This window comes from Streptomyces sp. TM32 (assembly GCF_004122755.1).
GTDB lineage: Bacteria > Actinomycetota > Actinomycetes > Streptomycetales > Streptomycetaceae > Streptomyces > Streptomyces sioyaensis.
The window spans coordinates 33857-51957 of record NZ_SDIG01000018.1; the positions used below are offsets into that span (position 1 = coordinate 33857).

Below are 18101 nucleotides of genomic sequence, written 5' to 3' on the forward strand. Positions count from 1 at the left end.
CTTTTGACAGGAAGGGACGGATAGCCGGTGTCGACGCCGTTCTATGTCTCACCCCAGCAGGCCATGGCCGATCGCGCCGAGTACGCCCGCAAGGGCATCGCGCGCGGGCGCAGCGTCGTGGTGCTGCAGTACACCGACGGCGTGGTCTTCGTCGCCGAGAATCCCTCCCGCGCCCTGCACAAGGTCAGCGAGATCTACGACCGGATCGCCTTTGCGGCGGTCGGCAAATACAACGAGTTCGAGAATCTGCGGATCGGCGGCGTGCGCTACGCCGATCTGCGGGGCTATACGTACGACCGTGAGGACGTGACCGCGCGGGGCCTGGCGAATGTCTACGCCCAGACGCTCGGCACGATTTTCTCCAGCGCCGCCGAGAAGCCGTACGAGGTCGAGCTGATCGTGGCCGAGGTGGGCAGTGCCCCCGAGGAGGATCAGATCTACCGGCTGCCGCACGACGGCTCGATCGTGGACGAGCACGGGTCGGTGGCGGTGGGCGGCAACGCCGACCAGATCAGCAGCTACCTCGATCAGCGTCACCGCGACGGTATGACGCTCGCCGAGGCGCTCAAGCTGGCGGTGGAGTCGCTGTCGCGGGACACCAACGGCGGTGAGCGCACCCTGACCGCCGAGCAGCTGGAGGTCGCGACGCTGGACCGTACGCGGCCGCAGCAGCGCAAGTTCAAGCGGATCCTGGGGCGGCAGCTCTCGCGGCTCCTGGACGAGCACGCCACCGCGGACGCCGAGGACGGGGCGGACGCGGATGCGGACGAGGACGCCGGTGCCGGCGAGGCCGGGGCGTCCGACAAGAGCACCAAGGGCAAGGGAGCGACCGGCAAGGGCGACTCCGAGGGGGAGTCCGGCCCGCTGCTCTGAAGCAGGGATTCCGGGAGGGAGACCCGGAGCGCGCGCCCCGGTGGGTCATCGCCCGCCGGGGCGCGCGGCGTTGCCGGGGGCGTCCGCGGGCGGGGCGGTGGAGCCGCGGGTGACCAGCTCCACGGGCAGGGCGGGGGCCGGGGCCGGATGGCCGTCGAGCACCGCCATCAGGGCCCGCATCCCGGCCTCGCCGAACTCCTCGGCGGGCAGCCGTACGGTGGTCAGCTCCGGCTCGACGGCCACCGCCAGGGCCAGGTCGTCGAATCCGGTGACGGAGACGTCTTCGGGGATCCGCAGGCCCAGCCGGCGTACGGCCTTGCAGGCGCCCGCGGCGATGATGTCGTCGTCGCAGAGCAGCGCCGTGGGGCGGGGGCCGGGGCCGGTCAGGGCGGCGTGTGCGGCCCGCAGCCCGGCGTCGATGTGGAGGGCGGTCGGCAGGCGCCGCAGCTGTGCCCCAGGGACGGCGTGCAGAGCCTCGGTGACGGCACGGGCCCGGACCTTGAACGTCCAGGAGCGCACGTCGGCCGCGAGATGGGTGACGCGGCGGTGCCCGAGGGCGACCAGATGGGCGGTCAGCTGCCGTATGCCGTCCGCGATATCGAGGTTGACGGTGGCGGTGGCCCGGTGGTCGTCGGGGGCACTGTCCAGCATGACCAGGGGTAGACCGGCCTCCCGGAGAGGGGCGAGGGCGTCGGCGGCCATGGAGGAGGCGATCACGCCGTCCAGGGTGGCCGCGGCGGAGTCGAAGGGGTCGCGGGCGGGGCCGATGCCCTCGGGGGAGGGGTAGAGGACCACCCCGAAGCCGTGGTCGGCGGCCACCCGGGCCGCGCCGGTGTAGACGCGGGCGAAGAATTCGGTGGTCAGGGCGGGGACGACGAGGAGCGCGGTGCGGGTGCGGCCCATCCGCAGGCTGCGGGCGGCGAGATTGGGGCGGTAGCCCAGCTCGCGGGCGGCGTCGCGGACGGCCTCCGCCTTGCCGGGGGAGACCCGGCCGTGCCATTTGTCGCCCAGGACGAGGGAGACGGCGGCCTGCGAGACGCCGGCGAGGCGAGCGACGTCCCGGCTGGTGATGCGCGGCCTGCTCGGACGCGCGCCGCCGGCCGCTCCGGTGGCGCGGGGACGTGCACCGGGGGGCGTGGCCTCGTTGCTGGTCACCGGGTGTGTCGCTCCTCGTGTTCGGCCGTTGCGGGGTGGACCGCGGCGTGCCGTCATGATACGTATAACGCCGGAAGTTATACGTAACACGTCCGGTCGGGCCGGACGGAAAGGGGCGAGGATGGCCGCGGGATATGCGGAGCTGCTCAGAACCCGGCACGCCGCCCGGCTCCTGGCCGGGACGCTGGCCGGGCGGCTGCCGAACGCCACCGCGGCGCTGGCCGTGGTCCTCTTCGTGCGGGCCGAGGGCGGCAGCTATGCCCTGGCCGGCGCGCTCTCCGCGGTCTACGGCCTGTGCAACGCGCTGGGCCAGCCGCTCCTCGGCCGGGCCGTGGACCTCTGGGGCCAGCCGCGGGTGATGCTGCCCGCCTCGGTCCTCTCGGCGCTCGGTGCGGCGCTGCTCACGGTCGTCGGCCTGGACGTGCTGTGGCTCGCCTATGCCGCCATGGTGATCGCCGGTTTCTTCACCCCGCCCCTGGAGGGCGGTCTGCGGGCGCTGTGGCCCGGCGTCCTGCGGCGCGCGGACCGGGTGCATGCCGCCTACGCGCTGGACGCGGTCGCGCAGGAAGTCATGTTCGCGGTGGGCCCCTTGCTGGTGACGCTGTGCGTGGCGGTCTGGTCGGAGCGGGCCGCGCTGCTGGTGATCAACCTGATCGGGGTGCTCGGGGCGCTCTCCGTCGTGGTCTCGGAGCCGTCCCGGAAGTGGCGCAGCGCCCCGCGCGAGGCGCACTGGCTGGGAGCGCTGCGCTCGGCGGGGCTGCTGGTGCTGATCGGGTCGTTCTTCTTCGTGGGGCTGGCGCTGGGGTCGATCGCGGTGGCGGCGGTCGCGTACGCCGAGGAGCACGGCGGCGGGATGATCTCCAGCTGGCTGCTCTCCGCGCTGGGTGCCGGTGCGCTGGTCGGCGGGGTGGTCTACGGCGCCCGCCAGTGGCCGGGGCGGCCGGAGGGGCGGCTGCGGCTGCTGATCGGACTGCTGGCGCTGGGGTATCTCCCGCTGGTGATGGTCCCGGACGTGGTCGGGATGACGGTGCTGACCGGGGTCGCCGGGGTGTTTCTGGCACCGGCGCTGGCCTGCGCGTTCGTGGTCGTGGACCGGCATGCCCCCAAGGGCACCGTGACGGAGGCGTTTTCGTGGCTGGTGACGACGTTCGGGGTCGGCTCGGCGATGGGCGCCTCGGTGGTGGGGCCGGCGGTCGAGCGGGGCGGCGCGGTGGCGGGCTTCGCGGTGGCCGGTGCCGGCGGGCTCGCCGCACTGCTGGTCCTTTTGTCGACGAAGCGATTCCTCGGGGATCCCGTGCAGCGTACGGCTGATGCGGGCACGACGGAAAATGATCGAAACGGGGCTGTCGAACCCGGTTTCAGAGCAGGCCGTCAGGCGTAATGTTCAGTCATGGACCGCCGCATTTTCGGGCTGGAGAACGAGTACGGCGTCACGTGCACGTTCAGGGGACAGCGCCGACTGTCGCCTGACGAAGTGGCGCGCTACCTCTTCCGCCGTGTCGTGTCATGGGGCCGCAGCAGCAATGTCTTCCTGCGGAACGGCGCCCGCCTGTACCTGGACGTGGGTTCGCACCCGGAATACGCAACTCCCGAGTGCGACAACGTGACCGAGCTGGTCACGCACGACAAGGCCGGCGAGCGCATTCTCGAAGGCCTGCTGGTCGACGCCGAGCGCCGCCTGCATGAGGAGGGAATCGCCGGCGACGTCTATCTGTTCAAGAACAACACCGATTCGGCGGGTAACTCCTACGGATGTCACGAGAATTATCTCGTCGCCCGTCATGGTGAGTTCTCCCGGCTCGCGGACATCCTCATTCCGTTCCTGGTCACCCGTCAGCTGCTGTGCGGCGCGGGCAAGGTGCTGCAGACCCCCCGGGGTGCTGTCTACTGCGTCAGCCAGCGCGCGGAGCACATCTGGGAGGGCGTCTCCTCGGCGACCACGCGTTCCCGGCCGATCATCAATACGCGTGACGAACCGCATGCGGACGCCGAGCGCTACCGGCGGCTGCACGTCATCGTCGGCGACTCCAACATGTCCGAGACGACCATGATGCTGAAGGTCGGTGCCACCGACCTCGTGCTGCGCATGATCGAGGCGGGCACGGTCATGCGCGATCTGACCCTGGAGAACCCGATCCGGGCCATCCGTGAGGTCAGCCACGACATCACGGGGCAGCGCAAGGTGCGGCTGGCCAGCGGGCGGGAGGCCTCGGCGCTGGAGGTCCAGCAGGAGTACTACGACAAGGCCGTGGATTTCTGCGACCGCCGCGGCATCCGTACGGGCCTCGTCGAGAAGGTGCTGGAGCTGTGGGGCCGGACGCTGGAGGCGATCCGGGACCAGGAGCTCGACCGCATCTCGACCGAGATCGACTGGGTGATGAAACATCAGCTCATCGAGCGGTACCGGACGAAGAACAACATCACCATGTCCCACCCACGGGTGGCGCAGATAGACCTCGCGTATCACGACATCCACCGCCGCCGGGGGCTCTACTACCTCCTGGAGCGGAAGGGTCAGGCCGCGCGGATCTGCAATGACCTGAAGATCTTCGAGGGCAAGTCGGTGCCCCCGCAGACCACCCGTGCGCGGCTGCGCGGCGACTTCATCCGCCGTGCGCAGGAACAACGCCGTGATTTCACGGTCGACTGGGTGCACCTCAAGCTCAATGATCAGGCGCAGCGCACGGTCCTGTGCAAGGACCCGTTCCGGTCCGTCGACGACCGGGTGGAAAAGCTGATCGCCGGAATGTGACCCGCGGGGAATGCGGAGGTGTGCCGGGAGCCGAAGCGGCTCCCGGCACATTGCCTTGTTGCGCCAGGTGCACGGCGGCACAGGTCGTAGAGTGGCGGGCATTGCCCACTCACCCCACGAGCCCGAGTTGGACTGATGAACCTCATGAAGAACACCTGTCGCGCCGCCGCAGCAGCGCTGACCGTGCCCGTCCTGCTGTTCACCGCCGCCTGCGGGTCCGACGACGGCAAGAGCTCGGCGGGCGAACCGGTCGCCAAGGTCGACGGCAAGCCGGGGGCGCAGCCCAAGATCACGGTGCCCAAGGGCGCCAAACCGGCCGACAAGGCCGTCACCAAGACCCTCACCGAGGGCAAGGGCGCCACCGTCAAGAAGGGTGATCTGGTCCGGCTGGACTGGTCGGCGCAGTCGATGAAGGGCCAGAACCTCGGCAGCAGCTGGATGCGGCAGCCCGGCGCCAAGCCCGGTGGCCCGCGCGCCCAGATCGTCAGCGAGGTCACCGATCAGGCCCAGCAGCAGCAGTTGCCGGCGAAGGTGCTGGCCGCGGCCGCCGGGCAGAAGGTCGGCAGCCGCTTCGAGGTCGAGGGCACCGCGAAGGAGCTGGTCGGCCCCCGTCTGAACCCGCAGCTCGGCATCAAGCCGCAGGACGGCCTGGTGTGGGTCATCGATGTCGTCGGGGCGAAGAAGCTCGACAAGAAGGCGAAGGCCGAGGGCAAGCAGGCGGCGCCGGAGAGCGGGATGCCCGAGGTGACGGCCGCGGACGAGAAGGCCGCGAAGATCACCGTGCCCAAGGGGGAGCAGCCGCCCAAGGACCTCAAGCAGCAGGTCCTGATCAAGGGCAAGGGGCCCGAGGTGAAGGCCGGCGACGGGTTGATCGCGCAGTACACCGGTGTGAAGTGGGAGGACGGAAAGAAGTTCGACTCCTCCTGGGACCACGGTGGCGCGACCGCGTTCCAGATCGGCGCCCGTCAGGTCGTCCAGGGCTGGGACAAGGCGCTGGTCGGCAAGCACGTGGGTGACCGGGTCGAGATCGTGATCCCGCCGAAGCTGGCCTACGCCGGTCAGCCGCAGAGCGGGCTGGACAAGAACACCCTGGTCTTCTCGGTCGACATCGTCGGCACGGTCTGACGGCGGCGCCCGCAAGATCTGCAAGACTGGCCCGGTAATCGTAAAGATTCGTAAGTAGGAGCACATCCGTGAGCATCGACAAGCCCGAGATCGACTTTCCTGACGGCCCGGCTCCCACCGAGCTCGAGATCGTGGACCTGAAGGAGGGCGACGGGCCGGTCGCCAAGGCCGGGGACACCGTCTCCGTCCACTACGTCGGTGTGTCCTTCAGCACCGGCGAGGAGTTCGACGCGAGCTGGAACCGCGGCAAGCCGCTGCAGTTCCAGCTGGGCGCCGGCCAGGTCATCGCAGGCTGGGACCAGGGCGTGCAGGGCATGAAGGTCGGCGGTCGCCGCCGGCTGACCATCCCCGCGCACCTCGCCTACGGCGACCGTGGCGCCGGTGGCGGCCTGATCGCTCCGGGCGAGACGCTGATCTTCGTCTGCGACCTCGTCTCCGTCTGAGGCCGCTGCCGCTCGCCCCGCGGGGCCACGGCTGACGTATCCGAGGGCCCGTGCCATCGCGGCACGGGCTCTCGGCTTTTGCCCTGAGCATCGCGAGCGGTACGGTCAACGATCGGGAGTACAACGAGAAAGGGCGTCGATGGCCATTGCCAAGGCCGAGCGGCTGATGAACCTGGCGCTGTGCCTGCTGGGGACGCGACGCCCGCTGACCAAGCGCGAGCTCAGGTCGTCCATCGAGGCCTATATCGAGGCCGGCAACGACGATGCCTTCAACCGCATGTTCGAGCGGGACAAGGACGATCTGCGGGAGCTCGGTCTGGTCATCGAGACCGTCGAGGGCATCGAGGGCGACGTCGGCTATCTCGCCCGGCGCGACAGCAACCGCCTGCCCCCGATCACCCTGGACGCCGAGGAGGCCGCCGCCCTCGGGCTGGCCGCGAAGATCTGGCAGCAGGCCCGGCTGGCCGGCGCCGCCTCCGGTGCCCTGCAGAAGCTGCGCGCGGCCGGTATGCCCCTGGCCGGGGAGGGCGCGGACTACGACGCCGGGCAGCCGCACAGCGCGCTGGAGCCGCGGATCCCCGCCCACGAGGCCGCCTTCGAGCCGCTGATGCTGGCCTGCCGGGACCGCCGGCCGGTCGTCTTCGACTACCGCAAGTCCACGGCCGCGCACCCCGAGCAGCGGCAGGTCGAACCCTGGATCCTGGAGTGCTGGCGGGGCCACTGGTACGTCGCCGGCTGGGATCGCGAGCGCCAGGCGGAGCGGGTCTTCAGGCTCTCCCGGATCACCGGCAAGGTCCGTTCCCGGCAAGGGAAGTTCACCGCGCCGGTGCCCGATCACGTCACCGTCCGCGAGACCGTCGAGAGCTGGGCCGGCGAGACCGCCACCGGCACCGCCCGGATCAAACTCCGGGCCGAGCACGGCTATCCGCTGCGGGCCCGTGCGCTCACCGTCCGCGCGCTGGGCGACGGCTGGGACGAGCTGGAGATCCCCAGCGGCCATGGACTCGACGCCTGGCTCGTGGAGTTCGGGCCCGACGTGGTCGTACTGGAACCCGCGGAACTGCGCGCCGAGGTCATCGACCGGCTGCGTGCCGTGGCCAAGGGCTGAGAGGGACGGGACGCAGACTCCATGGCTACGAACGCGATCGACCAGACCCGCCGGATGCTGTCACTGGTGACGTACCTGCGCGAGCGCCCCGGCGCCCGCGTCGGCGATGTCGCCCGCGCCTTCGGCATCACCGAGGACGAACTGATCGCCGACCTCGACGTCCTGCCGATGTGCGGGACGAGCTTCCGCGGCGGCGACCTCCTGGACATCGACACCGACGGCGACCGCATCTGGTGGCACAACCCCGACGATGTCGCCGAGCCGCTGCGGCTGGCCGCCGATGAGGCGACCGCGCTGCTGGTCGCGGCCCGGGCGGTGGCCACCCTGCCCGGACTGCGCGAGGGCGACCGGCAGGCGCTGCTGCGGGCCACCGCCAAGCTGGAGGCGGCGGCCGGTGAGGCGGCCGGCGCCAGCTCCCGGCTCTCGGTCACCTTCGAGTCCGAGGGCGGGGTCTTCGCCGACGTCGACCGCGCCATCGCCGAGCGGCGCCGGCTGTGGCTGCGCTACTACTCCCCGGCGCGCGACGAGCTGACCGAGCGCGAGGTCGACCCGATCCGGCTGTTCGCCGTCGGCCATACGTACATGGAGGCGTGGTGCCGGCTCTCGGAGGCCCGGCGCACCTTCCGGCTCGACCGGGTCGCCGAGATCAAGCTGCTGGACGCGCCGGCCGATCCGCCGCCGGTCGAGCTGCGTGATCTCTCGGAGGGCCTGGTGCAGCCCGCGGCCGAGGACCCCGAGGTGTCCATCGAGGTCGGGCCCGGCGGTCGCTGGGTCGCCGAGTACTACCCGCACGACAGCGCCGAGGAGCTGCCCGACGGCGGTCTGCGGATCACCCTGCGCACCCCCGACCCGGCCTCGCTGCGGCGGCTGGCGCTGCGGCTGGGCGGGGACGGCCGGATCGTCGCGCCGCAGGCGCTCGCGGACAGCGCACGGCAGGCCGCCGACCAGGCACTCGCGGCGTACGGCGAGTGAGCCCCGCGGCCACCGCGGGGAGAAGGAGGAGGCAGCGAGGGATGAGGACCACGAAGGTGACCGCCGGCCTGGCGGGCCGGGCCGCGCCGGTGCTCTTCAAGGCCGCCTGCCCGGACTGCCGGGGCTGCTTCGAGCTCGCCTCGGACGCCTTCCGGCTGGCGATCGGCGCCAGCAGCCGTACCACCTTCTACTCCTTCACCTGCCCCGACTGCCGGCGCGCGGTGCGCAGACCGGCCGGCGAGCGGATCGTCGAGCTGCTCACCGGCGGCGGGGTCCGCACGCTGCGGCTGCACACGGGCTGACCGATAGGCTCGTCCCATGCTCTGGCCCATGATCGCAATCGCCCTCGGCTTCGCCGGGATCGCCGTGCTCGGCGTCCTGGCCGTCCGCGTCTTCGCGGAGGTACGGCGGCTGGCCCGTCAGGTCGGTGCGGCCTCCGAGCAGATCCAGCGGGCCAGTGCGGACCTTGAGCGGGCGGCCTTGCCGTTGGCGTCGGCGGCACGTCGGCGGGAAACGGAGTAGCACGCGTGCATCGCCCGATCAGTCGTTCCTGCGGGCGGTAGGCTGTTCGTCAGTGCCGGTCCACGAGGCGGCGCCGGCTGCCGGGATTGCGCGCAGGGGTTGCCCTGCGTTTACCCGCGAACGTTACGATCGCTGCAAGTACGGCGGGCGGACGGATGTCCGGCCAAGTCAGGTAGTCCCATCCCAACCGCCTCGGTGAGAAGGTAAACGCTTATGTTCGGAAAGATCGGTGCTCCCGAGATCATTCTCATTCTGGTCGTCGTGATCCTGCTGTTCGGCGCCAAGAAGCTTCCCGACATGGCTCGCTCGCTCGGTAAGTCCGCCCGCATCCTCAAGAGCGAGGCGAAGGCGATGAAGTCCGAGGGTGGACAGCAGCAGGAGGCCCCCTCCGATCCGCCGCACCCCGACTCGCAGCAGGCGCCCCGCACCATCAAGGCGGCGCCCGGTGACGTGAGCAGCTCCCGGCCGGTAGCAGAGAACGATCACACCGTGCAGCGCTGACCGAGGTTTGTCTGCGGCAGCGGCCCGGCCGCTGCCCGTTGCATGAGATGAGGACGTGGGTTGCTCAAGTCTGCCCCCCAAAAGAACAAGGTGAAGGATCCCGAGGGGCGGATGCCCCTCGTGGAGCACCTGCGGGAACTCCGCAACCGGCTGGCCAAGGGAATGCTGGGCATCGTCGTCGCGACGGTCGCCTCGGCCTTCTTCTACGAAGAGATCATCAACTTCTTCACCAAGCCGGTCCTGCAGTCGGTGGGCTGCAACGCGCTCTTCACCGAGCTCGCCAAGCAGGGTGACGGTTCGCGGTGCGCCAGCATCGTGATGATGGACCTGCTCGGCCCCTTCACCCTCGCGCTGAAGGTCTCCTTGGTGGCGGGCCTCATCATCTCCGCGCCTGTGTGGCTCTACCAGCTCTGGGCGTTCCTCGCGCCGGGTCTGCACCGGCATGAGAAGAAGTACGCGCTCAGCTTCGTGGGTGTGGGCTTCCCGCTGTTCGTGGTCGGCGGCTACTTTGCGTACCGGGTGCTGCCGACCACGGCGAAGGTGCTCCTCGACTTCACGCCGGTCGGTATCGGGAACCTGCTCCCGCTGGACAAGCTGCTCGACCTGATCGCGCGCATGGTCGTCGTCTTCGGCCTGTCCTTCGAGCTGCCGCTGCTGCTGGCGATGCTGAACTTCGCCGGGGTCATCAGCGGCAGGCGCATGCTGGGCTGGTGGCGGGCCATGGTCATGGGCATCACGGTCTTCGCGGCGATCGCGACACCGAGTACCGACCCGCTGACCATGCTCGCCCTGGCCGTTCCGATCGTGGCGCTGTACTTCGGCGCGGTCGGGGTCGCCATGGTCAATGACGCCCGACGGACGCGACGGAGCGCGGCGGGCCCGGCCGATGACGAGGCATCCGAGCTTGATCTGACGCCCGCGGACATCGGTGAGATCGAGCGGGTGGCGGCACCGGCGGCGTTGCCGGAGCAGGCGCGGGGCGACGACGGCAAGCGCGGCGGCTTCGACGACGTCACCTGACGCGACGACGGCGGGCCGAAAGCCGTTCACCCTGGTCGGCTGGAGAACCGGAGAAGACGAAGAGAAGAAGAGAAGGGGGTGGGGAGCCGGATGCGGCTCCCCACCCCTTCACTGTGATCTGCCCGTCCTGGGGTCGTGCGGAGACGGGTCTACGCCGGCCGGCTCCAGTTCAGCAGTACTTGATGCCCTGTAGCTGGCCGGTGCCCGTGTAGTGGAGCTCGCCCTTGGAGCGGATCGTGTAGCAGTCGCTGTCCGGCCACCAGCGCTCGGCGATCTGTACCTTGATCGCCTTGTTGCAGCCGTTGTAGATGTCCACGGAGTTCTTGCTCGGGTGCCAGGTCGCCTTGACGCACTTGTTCACACCCGCGGCCGCGGCCGGGCCGGCCGTCGCCATGGGAATCCCCACCGCGGTCACGGTGAGCGTCGCCGCCACCGCTGCTGCCTTCAGCTTGTTCATCGTTCCCCCTTCGGTATCGCAGAGCCTGTGCGGCCCCGGTCCTCCGCCGGCCGGCGGCGCTCCTGGTCGTGGGGCGCCGTACGGGAGATCCCACGGCAGGCGGAATGATCAAGATCACCGTATGGGGCTCTCGTGGGTGGGACAACCGGTTTTCACGCCCCACCGGCGGGTGCAGGACCCTGGTATCCGGGGCCGCGGCCGGGCCGGGTAAAGGGCCGACATAAAGATCGCGTCGTTGTCAGAGGTGGCCGGTAGGCTCGTAGACACGATGACCGAGGACATGTCCCCTGCTGAGCGCTATGCCGCCGCCAAGCTCCGGGCGGCCGAGCAGGCCACCGCACTCGCCCCTTTCCGAGAGATGTACGACTTCGGCCTGGATCCGTTCCAGGTCGAGGCGTGCCAGGCGCTGGAGGCCGGCAAGGGCGTGCTGGTCGCGGCCCCCACTGGATCCGGCAAGACGATCGTCGGCGAATTCGCCGTCCACCTGGCCCTGGAGCAGGGCCGCAAGTGCTTCTACACCACGCCCATCAAGGCGCTGTCCAACCAGAAGTACCAGGATCTGGTCAAGCGTTACGGCGCCGGCAAGGTCGGTCTGCTGACCGGCGACAACAGCGTCAACTCCGAAGCCCCGGTGGTCGTGATGACCACCGAAGTGCTGCGGAACATGCTCTATGCCGGCTCGCAGTCGCTGGTCGGCCTCGGCTATGTGGTCATGGACGAGGTGCACTACCTCTCCGACCGCTTCCGGGGGGCCGTCTGGGAAGAGGTGATCATCCATCTTCCGGAGTCGGTGACGCTGGTGTCACTGTCGGCGACGGTCTCCAACGCCGAGGAGTTCGGCGACTGGCTGGACACGGTCCGGGGCGACACCGAGGTGATCGTCTCCGAGCACCGCCCGGTGCCGCTGTGGCAGCACGTCCTCGCCGGCCGCCGGATATACGACCTGTTCGAGGAGCGGGACGGGCAGAACGGCGGGCGCCGCGAGGTCAACCCCGATCTGGAGCGGCTGGCGCGGATGGAGAATTCCCGGCCGACGTTCGGCCGGGACAAGCGCCGGGGCCGCACGATGCGCGAGGCGGACCGCGAGCGCGAGCGGCGGCAGCGGTCCCGGATCTGGACGCCGAGCCGGCCCGAGGTCATCGACCGCCTCGACAACGAGGGCCTGCTGCCCGCGATCACCTTCATCTTCAGCCGGGCCGGCTGCGAGGCCGCCGTCCAGCAGTGCCTGTATTCGGGCCTGCGGCTCAACGACCAGGAGGGCCGCGAGCAGGTCCGCCGGACAGTGGAGGCGCGGACGGCCGGGATCGCCGACGACGACCTCCATGTGCTGGGCTACTTCGAGTGGTTGGAGGGCCTGGAGCGGGGCATCGCGGCGCATCACGCCGGCATGCTGCCGACGTTCAAGGAGGTCGTCGAGGAGCTGTTCGTCAAGGGTCTGGTGAAGGCCGTCTTCGCCACCGAAACGCTGGCGCTGGGCATCAACATGCCCGCGCGGTCGGTGGTGTTGGAAAAGCTGGTGAAGTGGAACGGCGAGCAGCACGCCGACATCACCCCCGGCGAGTACACCCAGCTGACCGGCCGGGCCGGGCGCCGCGGCATCGACATCGAGGGCCATGCGGTCGTGCTGTGGCAGCGGGGGATGGACCCGGGGGCGGTCGCCGGGCTCGCCGGGACGCGTACCTATCCGCTGCGGTCCTCCTTCAAGCCGTCGTACAACATGGCGGTCAACCTCGTCTCCCAGTTCGGCCACCACCGTTCGCGGGAGCTGCTGGAGATGTCCTTCGCGCAGTTCCAGGCCGACAAGTCGGTGGTCGGGATCTCGCGGCAGGTGCAGAAGAACGAGGAAGGGCTGGCGGGCTACCGCGGCTCGATGACCTGCCACCTCGGCGACTTCGCGGAATACTCCCGGCTGCGGCGGGAGCTGAAGGACCGTGAGACGGAGCTGGCCCGGCAGGGCGCGGCCCAGCGGCGGGTGGCGGCCGCGGCGGCGCTGGAGAAGCTGAAGCCCGGTGATGTCATCCATGTGCCCACCGGCAAGTTCGCGGGCCTGGCGCTGGTCCTCGATCCCGGGATGCCCTCGGGGCGGACGAACGGCCACCGCGGCTTCGACGCGCAGGACGGCCCGCGGCCGCTCGTGCTGACCGCCGAGCGGCAGGTCAAGCGGCTGGCCTCGATCGACTTCCCGGTGCCGGTGGAGGCGCTGGACCGGATGCGCATCCCCAAGTCCTTCAACGCCCGCAGTCCGCAGTCGCGCCGCGATCTGGCGTCCGCGCTGCGCACGAAGGCCGGCCACCTCGTCCCGTCGCGGCATCGCAAGCCCCGGTCGGCGGCGGCCGACGACCGGGAGATCACCCGGCTGCGTACGGCCCTGCGCGCGCACCCCTGCCATGGCTGCGACGAGCGCGAGGACCACGCCCGCTGGGCGGAGCGCTACCACCGACTGCTGCGCGACACCCGCCAGTTGGAGCGCCGCATCGAGGGACGGACGAATACCATCGCCCGCACCTTCGACCGGATCTGCGCCCTGCTGACCGAGCTCGACTACCTCGAAGGGGACACCGTCACCGACGAGGGCCGCCGGCTCGCCCGGCTCTACGGCGAACTGGATCTGCTGGCCAGCGAGTGTCTGCGCGAGGGCGTCTGGGAGGGGCTGGGCCCGGCGGAGCTGGCGGCCTGCGCCTCGGCGCTGGTGTACGAGGCGCGCCAGGCGGACGACGCGGTGGCGCCCAAGCTGCCGGCCGGCCGGGCCCGGGAGGCCCTGGGCGAGATGGTCCGTATCTGGGGCCGCCTGGACGCCCTGGAGGAGACTCACCGGATCAACCAGGCGGAGGGCGTCGGCCAGCGCGAACCGGACCTCGGCTTCGCCTGGGCCGCCTACCGCTGGGCCTCCGGCTTCGGGCTCGACGAGGTCCTCCGCGACGCGGAGATGCCCGCCGGCGACTTCGTCCGCTGGTGCAAGCAGCTGATCGACATACTCGGTCAGATCGCGGCGGCGGCCCCGCCCGAGGGCACGGTGGCGCGCACGGCCCGCCGCGCCATGGACGGGGTGCTGCGCGGCGTGGTGGCGTATTCGTCGGTCGGCTGAGCCGGCCGGCCTGTCCTGGGCAGGCAGCTGCGGGCGACGGGGTGTGACGGCCGGGGCGGTGGGAGAAGGATGCCGCCATGACGATGACAAGCGACGAGGGCGCCGCCCCGGTGCGGCGCCTCGGAAGGCTCATCAGGCTGCGCCCGGAACACCGTGCGGAGTATCTGCGGCTGCACGCGGAGGTCTGGCCGGAGGTACTGGCCACGATCACCGCCTGCCACCTCCGCAATTACTCGATCTTCCTGGAGGGCGATCTGCTGTTCTCGTACGCCGAGTACGTCGGGGACGACTACGCCGCCGACATGGCCGCGATGGCCGCCGATCCCGTGACCCGGCGATGGTGGCGGCTCACCGAACCGTGCCAGGAACAGACCGCGGGAGCCGTGCCGGGGGAGTGGTGGACACCGATGCGGGAGGTCTTCCACCAGGACTGAGCCGCCCGGGGTGTTGCCCGGGCGGGGACGTCGGCCGAACGCTACGCCGCACGCCGCGGGGGCCGATGGAGGGCCGGCGGCAGGGCCGCGGGTGCGGGCGGTCAGCCCGCGGCGTCCGCCGTGTACACCCCGTCCAGCCAGCTCTGCCAGGCCCGTCCGGCCTTCTCGGCGTCGGTGTCGCCGGTGAACAGATGGAGCGTGAGGCCGACCGGCGCCTTGAAGGCGTTGCGCCCGAAGAAGCGGTACAGCCCGCCGTCGGTGCGCAGGCCGAGGAAGTACTCGGTGCGGTAGTCGACGACCGCGTCCAGCGGGGCCGTGCCCGGCAGTTCGAGGCGCAGCCGGTCGCCCACCGCCGTCGTGGCGGTGACGCCGAGGGCGCGCAGCAGCCGCTCGAACCCGTCGGGGGTGAGCGATGCCGCCGGGCCCTGGACGTCGGCGAAGGCGGCCGGCCGGCCGGTGAAGTGCCTCAGGTACTGCCCGAGGGTGTGCAGGTAGAAGTCGGTGTGCAGGGAGGCGCCGTCGTACTGGCCGTCCCAGTCGTCGTCGCTCAGCACGCCGCTGTGGACGTACCGCAGTACGGCGGTGCCGCCGTCGCGGGCCTCGATGACGTACTCCAGCGCGTTGAACCAGCCGTCCTCACCGTCCATCCGGACTTCGAAGCGGTGCGGCGGTTCCCAGACGGTGACCGCGTCGTCCGCCGCGTCGCTGCCCCCGACGCCGGCGACCTTCTCCTTGGGGAACATCCACGCCCCCGTACCGGTGGTGACGGCCGCGAAGACGTCTTCGGGGGCGGCCGGCAGCACGACCTCCCGGCGGATCTCGAACTCTCTGGGCATGCCTACTCCTCGGTCGGTGCGGTGGGCCGGTGTGCCGGGTCCGGCGCGGGTTCGTCGGCGGCACGGGTGATGCTGGGGTGCAGGGCGACGATCAGCCGGTGCTTGCGCCCGCCCGCCGCGCCGTCGTCGTGGTATTTGGCGACGAGGTGGTTCACGGTCGCGCCGAGCTCCTCGGCGAAGGCGGCCCGGTCGGCGGCCGAGGCGAACCGGATCTCACCGTCGACGGCGAAGGTCGCCAGCCGTTGCCGCGCCTTCGCCGCGCGCGTGATGAGCTCGCCCACCTCGCGCACCAGACGGGCCGCGAGGGCCAGCAGCCAGCGGGCGGAGAGCTGGTCCGGCGCCCGGCCGGGGTCGGGCGCGACCGCGGCCAGCGCGGCGGGCGAGATCACATAGGACGCGGCTGTCGCCTGCACGATCCGCTCCGTCACGTTGCCCTTGCGGCGCTCCTCGACCAGCTCGACCAGGCCGTGCCGCTCCAGGGCCCGCAGGTGGTAGTTGACCTTCTGCCGGGACAGGCCGACCTGCGCGGCCAGCGTCGTCGCCGAACCCGGCACGGCGAGCACGGCCAGCAGCCGCGCCCGTACCGGATCCAGCGAGACCCCGGCGGCGGCCGGATCGTCGATCACTGCTACATCGATCACCCCACCAGAGTGCGACCGAAAAACTTTGTTGTCAAGGAATGGAATGTTGTCGGAGAAGGGAGGGGTGACCTCGGGTGGCCTGGTGGTGGCACGGGGGCGATGTGGGCGGCGAGGGCCGGGCGAGGGGCCGCGCCCCAGGCCCGGAAGGGCGCGCCACGGGCCGGGAGGGGCGGCGCCACGAGTCCCACACGGCACGCCAAGGGCCCGGAGCTGACGTCGAGTTGCTCCGGGCCCGTGGGGAAGCGGGTGACCCACGCCTGCGCCTGCGGGGGGCGCGTCGTGCCGGGGCTGCCGCCCCGTAGGTCAGGAGGCCGTCGCTGCCGGGGACTCCTGCTCGGCCTCGACCTGCTGGTTCCAGTCGCGCTTGGAGGCCTGCCAGCCGTCCTCGTCATGGCCGGCGCGCCAGTAGCCGGAGATGGACAGCGCCTCGCGGGGGACGTCCCGCTCGACGCGGAGCAGCCGGCGCAGCTCCTTCACGAAGCCGGCCTCGCCGTGCACGAACGCCTGGACCTGGCCGGCCGGGAACTCCAACGCCCTGACGGCCGCGACCAGTTCGCGGCCGACGGGGGCGTCGCCGCGGTACAGCCAGTGGATCTCGGCGTCGGCCGGGGCCGTCAGGTCCTGGCGCTCCTGCGGGCCCGCCACCTCGATGAAGGCGTGCACCTGCGCCCCCGAGGGCATCCGGGCGAGCGAGGCCGCGATGGCCGGCAGGGCGCTCTCGTCCCCCGCCAGCAGATGCCAGTCGGCGTCGGCGTCCGGGGCGTAGGCCCCGCCGGGGCCGAGGAACAGGACCTCGTCGCCCGGCTGTGCCGCGGCCGCCCACGGTCCGGCCAGGCCCTCGTCGCCGTGCACCACGAAATCCACGGTCAGTTCACGGCTGCCGGCATCCCAGGCCCGGACGGTGTAGGTACGGGTCCTGGGCCACCGGGTGCGCGGGAAGTCGGCGCGGATCTGTGCGATGTCGAACGGCTCGGGGTACTGCACGCCGGGCACCGGGAAGATCAGCTTGATGTAGTGGTCGGCGTACTCGCCCGCCGAGAACTCCGCCAGCTCCGCCGGCCCCTCACCCCCCAGCACCACGCGGACCATGTGCGGGGTGAGCCGCTCCGTGCGCCGTACCCGGGCGCGGTGCACGGTGGGCTTCTTGCGGGACGGACGCTCTGTGGCCACGGCGGTCTCCCCTGACGCGTGATGGTTAGGTTTACCTAACTTAACAGTTCACCGGCGCAGTGTGAGGAGCAGCCGCTGCAGCGCCCCGCCCAGACCCCACTGCGCGGCCAGTGCTTCCAGCCGCTCGGGGTCGGCCGGCTCGGCCGGGAGGGTGTGGTCGACGGCCGGGACGGGCACGTCGGTGGCCACCTTCACGACCTTCGGCGCGACCGCCAGGTACGGGCCTGCCTCCCGCAGCCGGGTGCGCTGGACGGGGGTCACCTTCGAGGTCGGGTCGGCCGCGGCGGCCAGGATGCCCGCCAGGTCTCCGTAGGCGTCCAGCAGCTTGGCGGCGGTCTTCTCGCCGATGCCCGGTACGCCGGGCAGGCCGTCGCTGGGGTCGCCGCGCAGCAGCGCCAGGTCGGCGTAACCGGGGCCGTCCACGCCGTACTTCGCGCGCAGCAGCGCCTCGTCGGTGACCTGGAGGGTGCCGACGCCCTTGAGCGGATACAGGACGCGGATGCCGCGCCGGTCGTCGACGAGCTGGAAGAGGTCGCGGTCGCCGGTGACGATGTCGACCGGGCCGGTCGCCCGGGCGGTCAGGGTCCCGATGACGTCGTCGGCCTCGTAGCCGGCCGCTCCGATACGGGCGATGCCCAGGGCGTCCAGGACGTCCTCGATGACCGGGACCTGCGGCGAGAGGGTGTCGGGGATCTCCTCCTCGTCGGGCTCCGCGGACCCGGCGGGAGCCTCCTCGGCGACCCGGTGGGCCTTGTACGAGGGGATCAGATCGACCCGCCACTGCGGGCGCCAGTCGAAGTCCATGCAGGCGACCAGGTCATCGGGGTGGTGGTCCTGGACGAGGCGGGCGATGAAGTCCAGCAGTCCGCGTACCGCGTTCACGGGAGTGCCGTCCGGGGCCCTGACCGATTCCGGTACCCCGAAATAGGCGCGGAAGTAGAGCGAGGCGGTGTCGAGGAGCATCAGGCGTCGAGTCACATCCCGCATGATGCCGTATGCCCCATACG

Annotated in this window: 19 protein-coding genes; 13 read left to right on the forward strand and 6 right to left on the reverse strand. The window is 71.1% G+C overall.

The features are described from left to right. Positions 1 to 27 precede the first annotated feature (27 nt). The gene (prcA, locus tag EST92_RS06840) at positions 28 to 873 is read left to right on the forward strand and encodes a proteasome subunit alpha (protein ID WP_129280039.1); all 846 of its coding nucleotides are present in this window, start codon (positions 28 to 30) and stop codon (positions 871 to 873) included. A gap of 45 nt (positions 874 to 918) precedes the next feature. Here the strand turns inward: prcA and EST92_RS06845 are convergent, their stop codons facing one another. Beyond that, complete coding sequence (locus tag EST92_RS06845) at positions 919 to 2028, reverse strand: LacI family DNA-binding transcriptional regulator (RefSeq protein ID WP_174243942.1); 1110 nt, start codon at positions 2026 to 2028, stop codon at positions 919 to 921. Between the two features lie 121 nt (positions 2029 to 2149). On the opposite strand from EST92_RS06845, the gene EST92_RS06850 reads away from it, so the two are divergent. From EST92_RS06850 to tatC, 10 genes are all read left to right on the forward strand, one after another. Further along, a complete protein-coding gene (locus EST92_RS06850) occupies positions 2150 to 3409 on the forward strand; it encodes an MFS transporter (RefSeq protein ID WP_129280040.1) in 1260 nt (419 codons plus the stop codon). Positions 3410 to 3418: 9 nt separating this feature from the next. Next, entirely contained in the window at positions 3419 to 4780 is a 1362-nt protein-coding gene (pafA, locus tag EST92_RS06855) for a Pup--protein ligase (RefSeq protein WP_129280041.1), read from the forward strand. A gap of 135 nt (positions 4781 to 4915) precedes the next feature. Beyond that, positions 4916 to 5905 carry an FKBP-type peptidyl-prolyl cis-trans isomerase gene (locus tag EST92_RS06860; protein ID WP_129280042.1) on the forward strand — a complete coding sequence of 330 codons (990 nt, stop codon included), beginning with the start codon at positions 4916 to 4918 and terminating at the stop codon, positions 5903 to 5905. 68 nt (positions 5906 to 5973) lie between these two features. Beyond that, complete coding sequence (locus EST92_RS06865; protein WP_129245379.1) at positions 5974 to 6348, forward strand: FKBP-type peptidyl-prolyl cis-trans isomerase; 375 nt, start codon at positions 5974 to 5976, stop codon at positions 6346 to 6348. A 139-nt stretch (positions 6349 to 6487) separates the two neighbouring features. Beyond that, positions 6488 to 7456 carry a WYL domain-containing protein gene (locus EST92_RS06870; protein ID WP_129280043.1) on the forward strand — a complete coding sequence of 323 codons (969 nt, stop codon included), beginning with the start codon at positions 6488 to 6490 and terminating at the stop codon, positions 7454 to 7456. Positions 7457 to 7477: 21 nt separating this feature from the next. Next, entirely contained in the window at positions 7478 to 8428 is a 951-nt protein-coding gene (locus EST92_RS06875; protein WP_129280044.1) for a WYL domain-containing protein, read from the forward strand. Between the two features lie 41 nt (positions 8429 to 8469). Further along, on the forward strand, positions 8470 to 8730 hold the full coding sequence (locus EST92_RS06880) for a hypothetical protein (RefSeq protein WP_129280045.1): 261 nt from the start codon (positions 8470 to 8472) through the stop codon (positions 8728 to 8730). Between the two features lie 16 nt (positions 8731 to 8746). Beyond that, on the forward strand, positions 8747 to 8950 hold the full coding sequence (locus tag EST92_RS06885; RefSeq protein WP_129280046.1) for a hypothetical protein: 204 nt from the start codon (positions 8747 to 8749) through the stop codon (positions 8948 to 8950). Between the two features lie 213 nt (positions 8951 to 9163). Beyond that, complete coding sequence (gene tatA, locus EST92_RS06890) at positions 9164 to 9451, forward strand: Sec-independent protein translocase subunit TatA (RefSeq protein ID WP_129280047.1); 288 nt, start codon at positions 9164 to 9166, stop codon at positions 9449 to 9451. A 60-nt stretch (positions 9452 to 9511) separates the two neighbouring features. Next, positions 9512 to 10471 carry a twin-arginine translocase subunit TatC gene (gene tatC, locus EST92_RS06895; protein ID WP_129280048.1) on the forward strand — a complete coding sequence of 320 codons (960 nt, stop codon included), beginning with the start codon at positions 9512 to 9514 and terminating at the stop codon, positions 10469 to 10471. 169 nt (positions 10472 to 10640) lie between these two features. Here tatC and EST92_RS06900 read toward each other — a convergent pair whose 3' ends face one another. Beyond that, positions 10641 to 10928, reverse strand: coding sequence for a hypothetical protein (locus EST92_RS06900; RefSeq protein WP_129280049.1), 288 nt, complete (start codon positions 10926 to 10928; stop codon positions 10641 to 10643). A gap of 268 nt (positions 10929 to 11196) precedes the next feature. Between EST92_RS06900 and EST92_RS06905 the strand changes: the two genes are divergently transcribed. Continuing rightward, a complete protein-coding gene (locus tag EST92_RS06905; protein WP_129280050.1) occupies positions 11197 to 14013 on the forward strand; it encodes a DEAD/DEAH box helicase in 2817 nt (938 codons plus the stop codon). Between the two features lie 77 nt (positions 14014 to 14090). Then, positions 14091 to 14447 (forward strand): L-rhamnose mutarotase, encoded by a 357-nt coding sequence (locus EST92_RS06910; RefSeq protein ID WP_129280051.1) that lies wholly within the window; start codon positions 14091 to 14093, stop codon positions 14445 to 14447. Positions 14448 to 14548: 101 nt separating this feature from the next. Here the strand turns inward: EST92_RS06910 and EST92_RS06915 are convergent, their stop codons facing one another. The 4 genes from EST92_RS06915 to EST92_RS06930 all read right to left on the reverse strand — a co-directional run bounded on the left by EST92_RS06915 (position 14549) and on the right by EST92_RS06930 (position 18057). Beyond that, positions 14549 to 15283 (reverse strand): SRPBCC domain-containing protein, encoded by a 735-nt coding sequence (locus EST92_RS06915; RefSeq protein WP_129280052.1) that lies wholly within the window; start codon positions 15281 to 15283, stop codon positions 14549 to 14551. Between the two features lie 2 nt (positions 15284 to 15285). Further along, positions 15286 to 15924 carry a helix-turn-helix domain-containing protein gene (locus EST92_RS06920; RefSeq protein ID WP_129280053.1) on the reverse strand — a complete coding sequence of 213 codons (639 nt, stop codon included), beginning with the start codon at positions 15922 to 15924 and terminating at the stop codon, positions 15286 to 15288. Between the two features lie 303 nt (positions 15925 to 16227). Further along, complete coding sequence (locus tag EST92_RS06925) at positions 16228 to 17094, reverse strand: siderophore-interacting protein (protein ID WP_129280054.1); 867 nt, start codon at positions 17092 to 17094, stop codon at positions 16228 to 16230. A 48-nt stretch (positions 17095 to 17142) separates the two neighbouring features. Further along, positions 17143 to 18057, reverse strand: coding sequence for a 5'-3' exonuclease (locus EST92_RS06930; RefSeq protein WP_129280068.1), 915 nt, complete (start codon positions 18055 to 18057; stop codon positions 17143 to 17145). Positions 18058 to 18101: the final 44 nt, after the last annotated feature.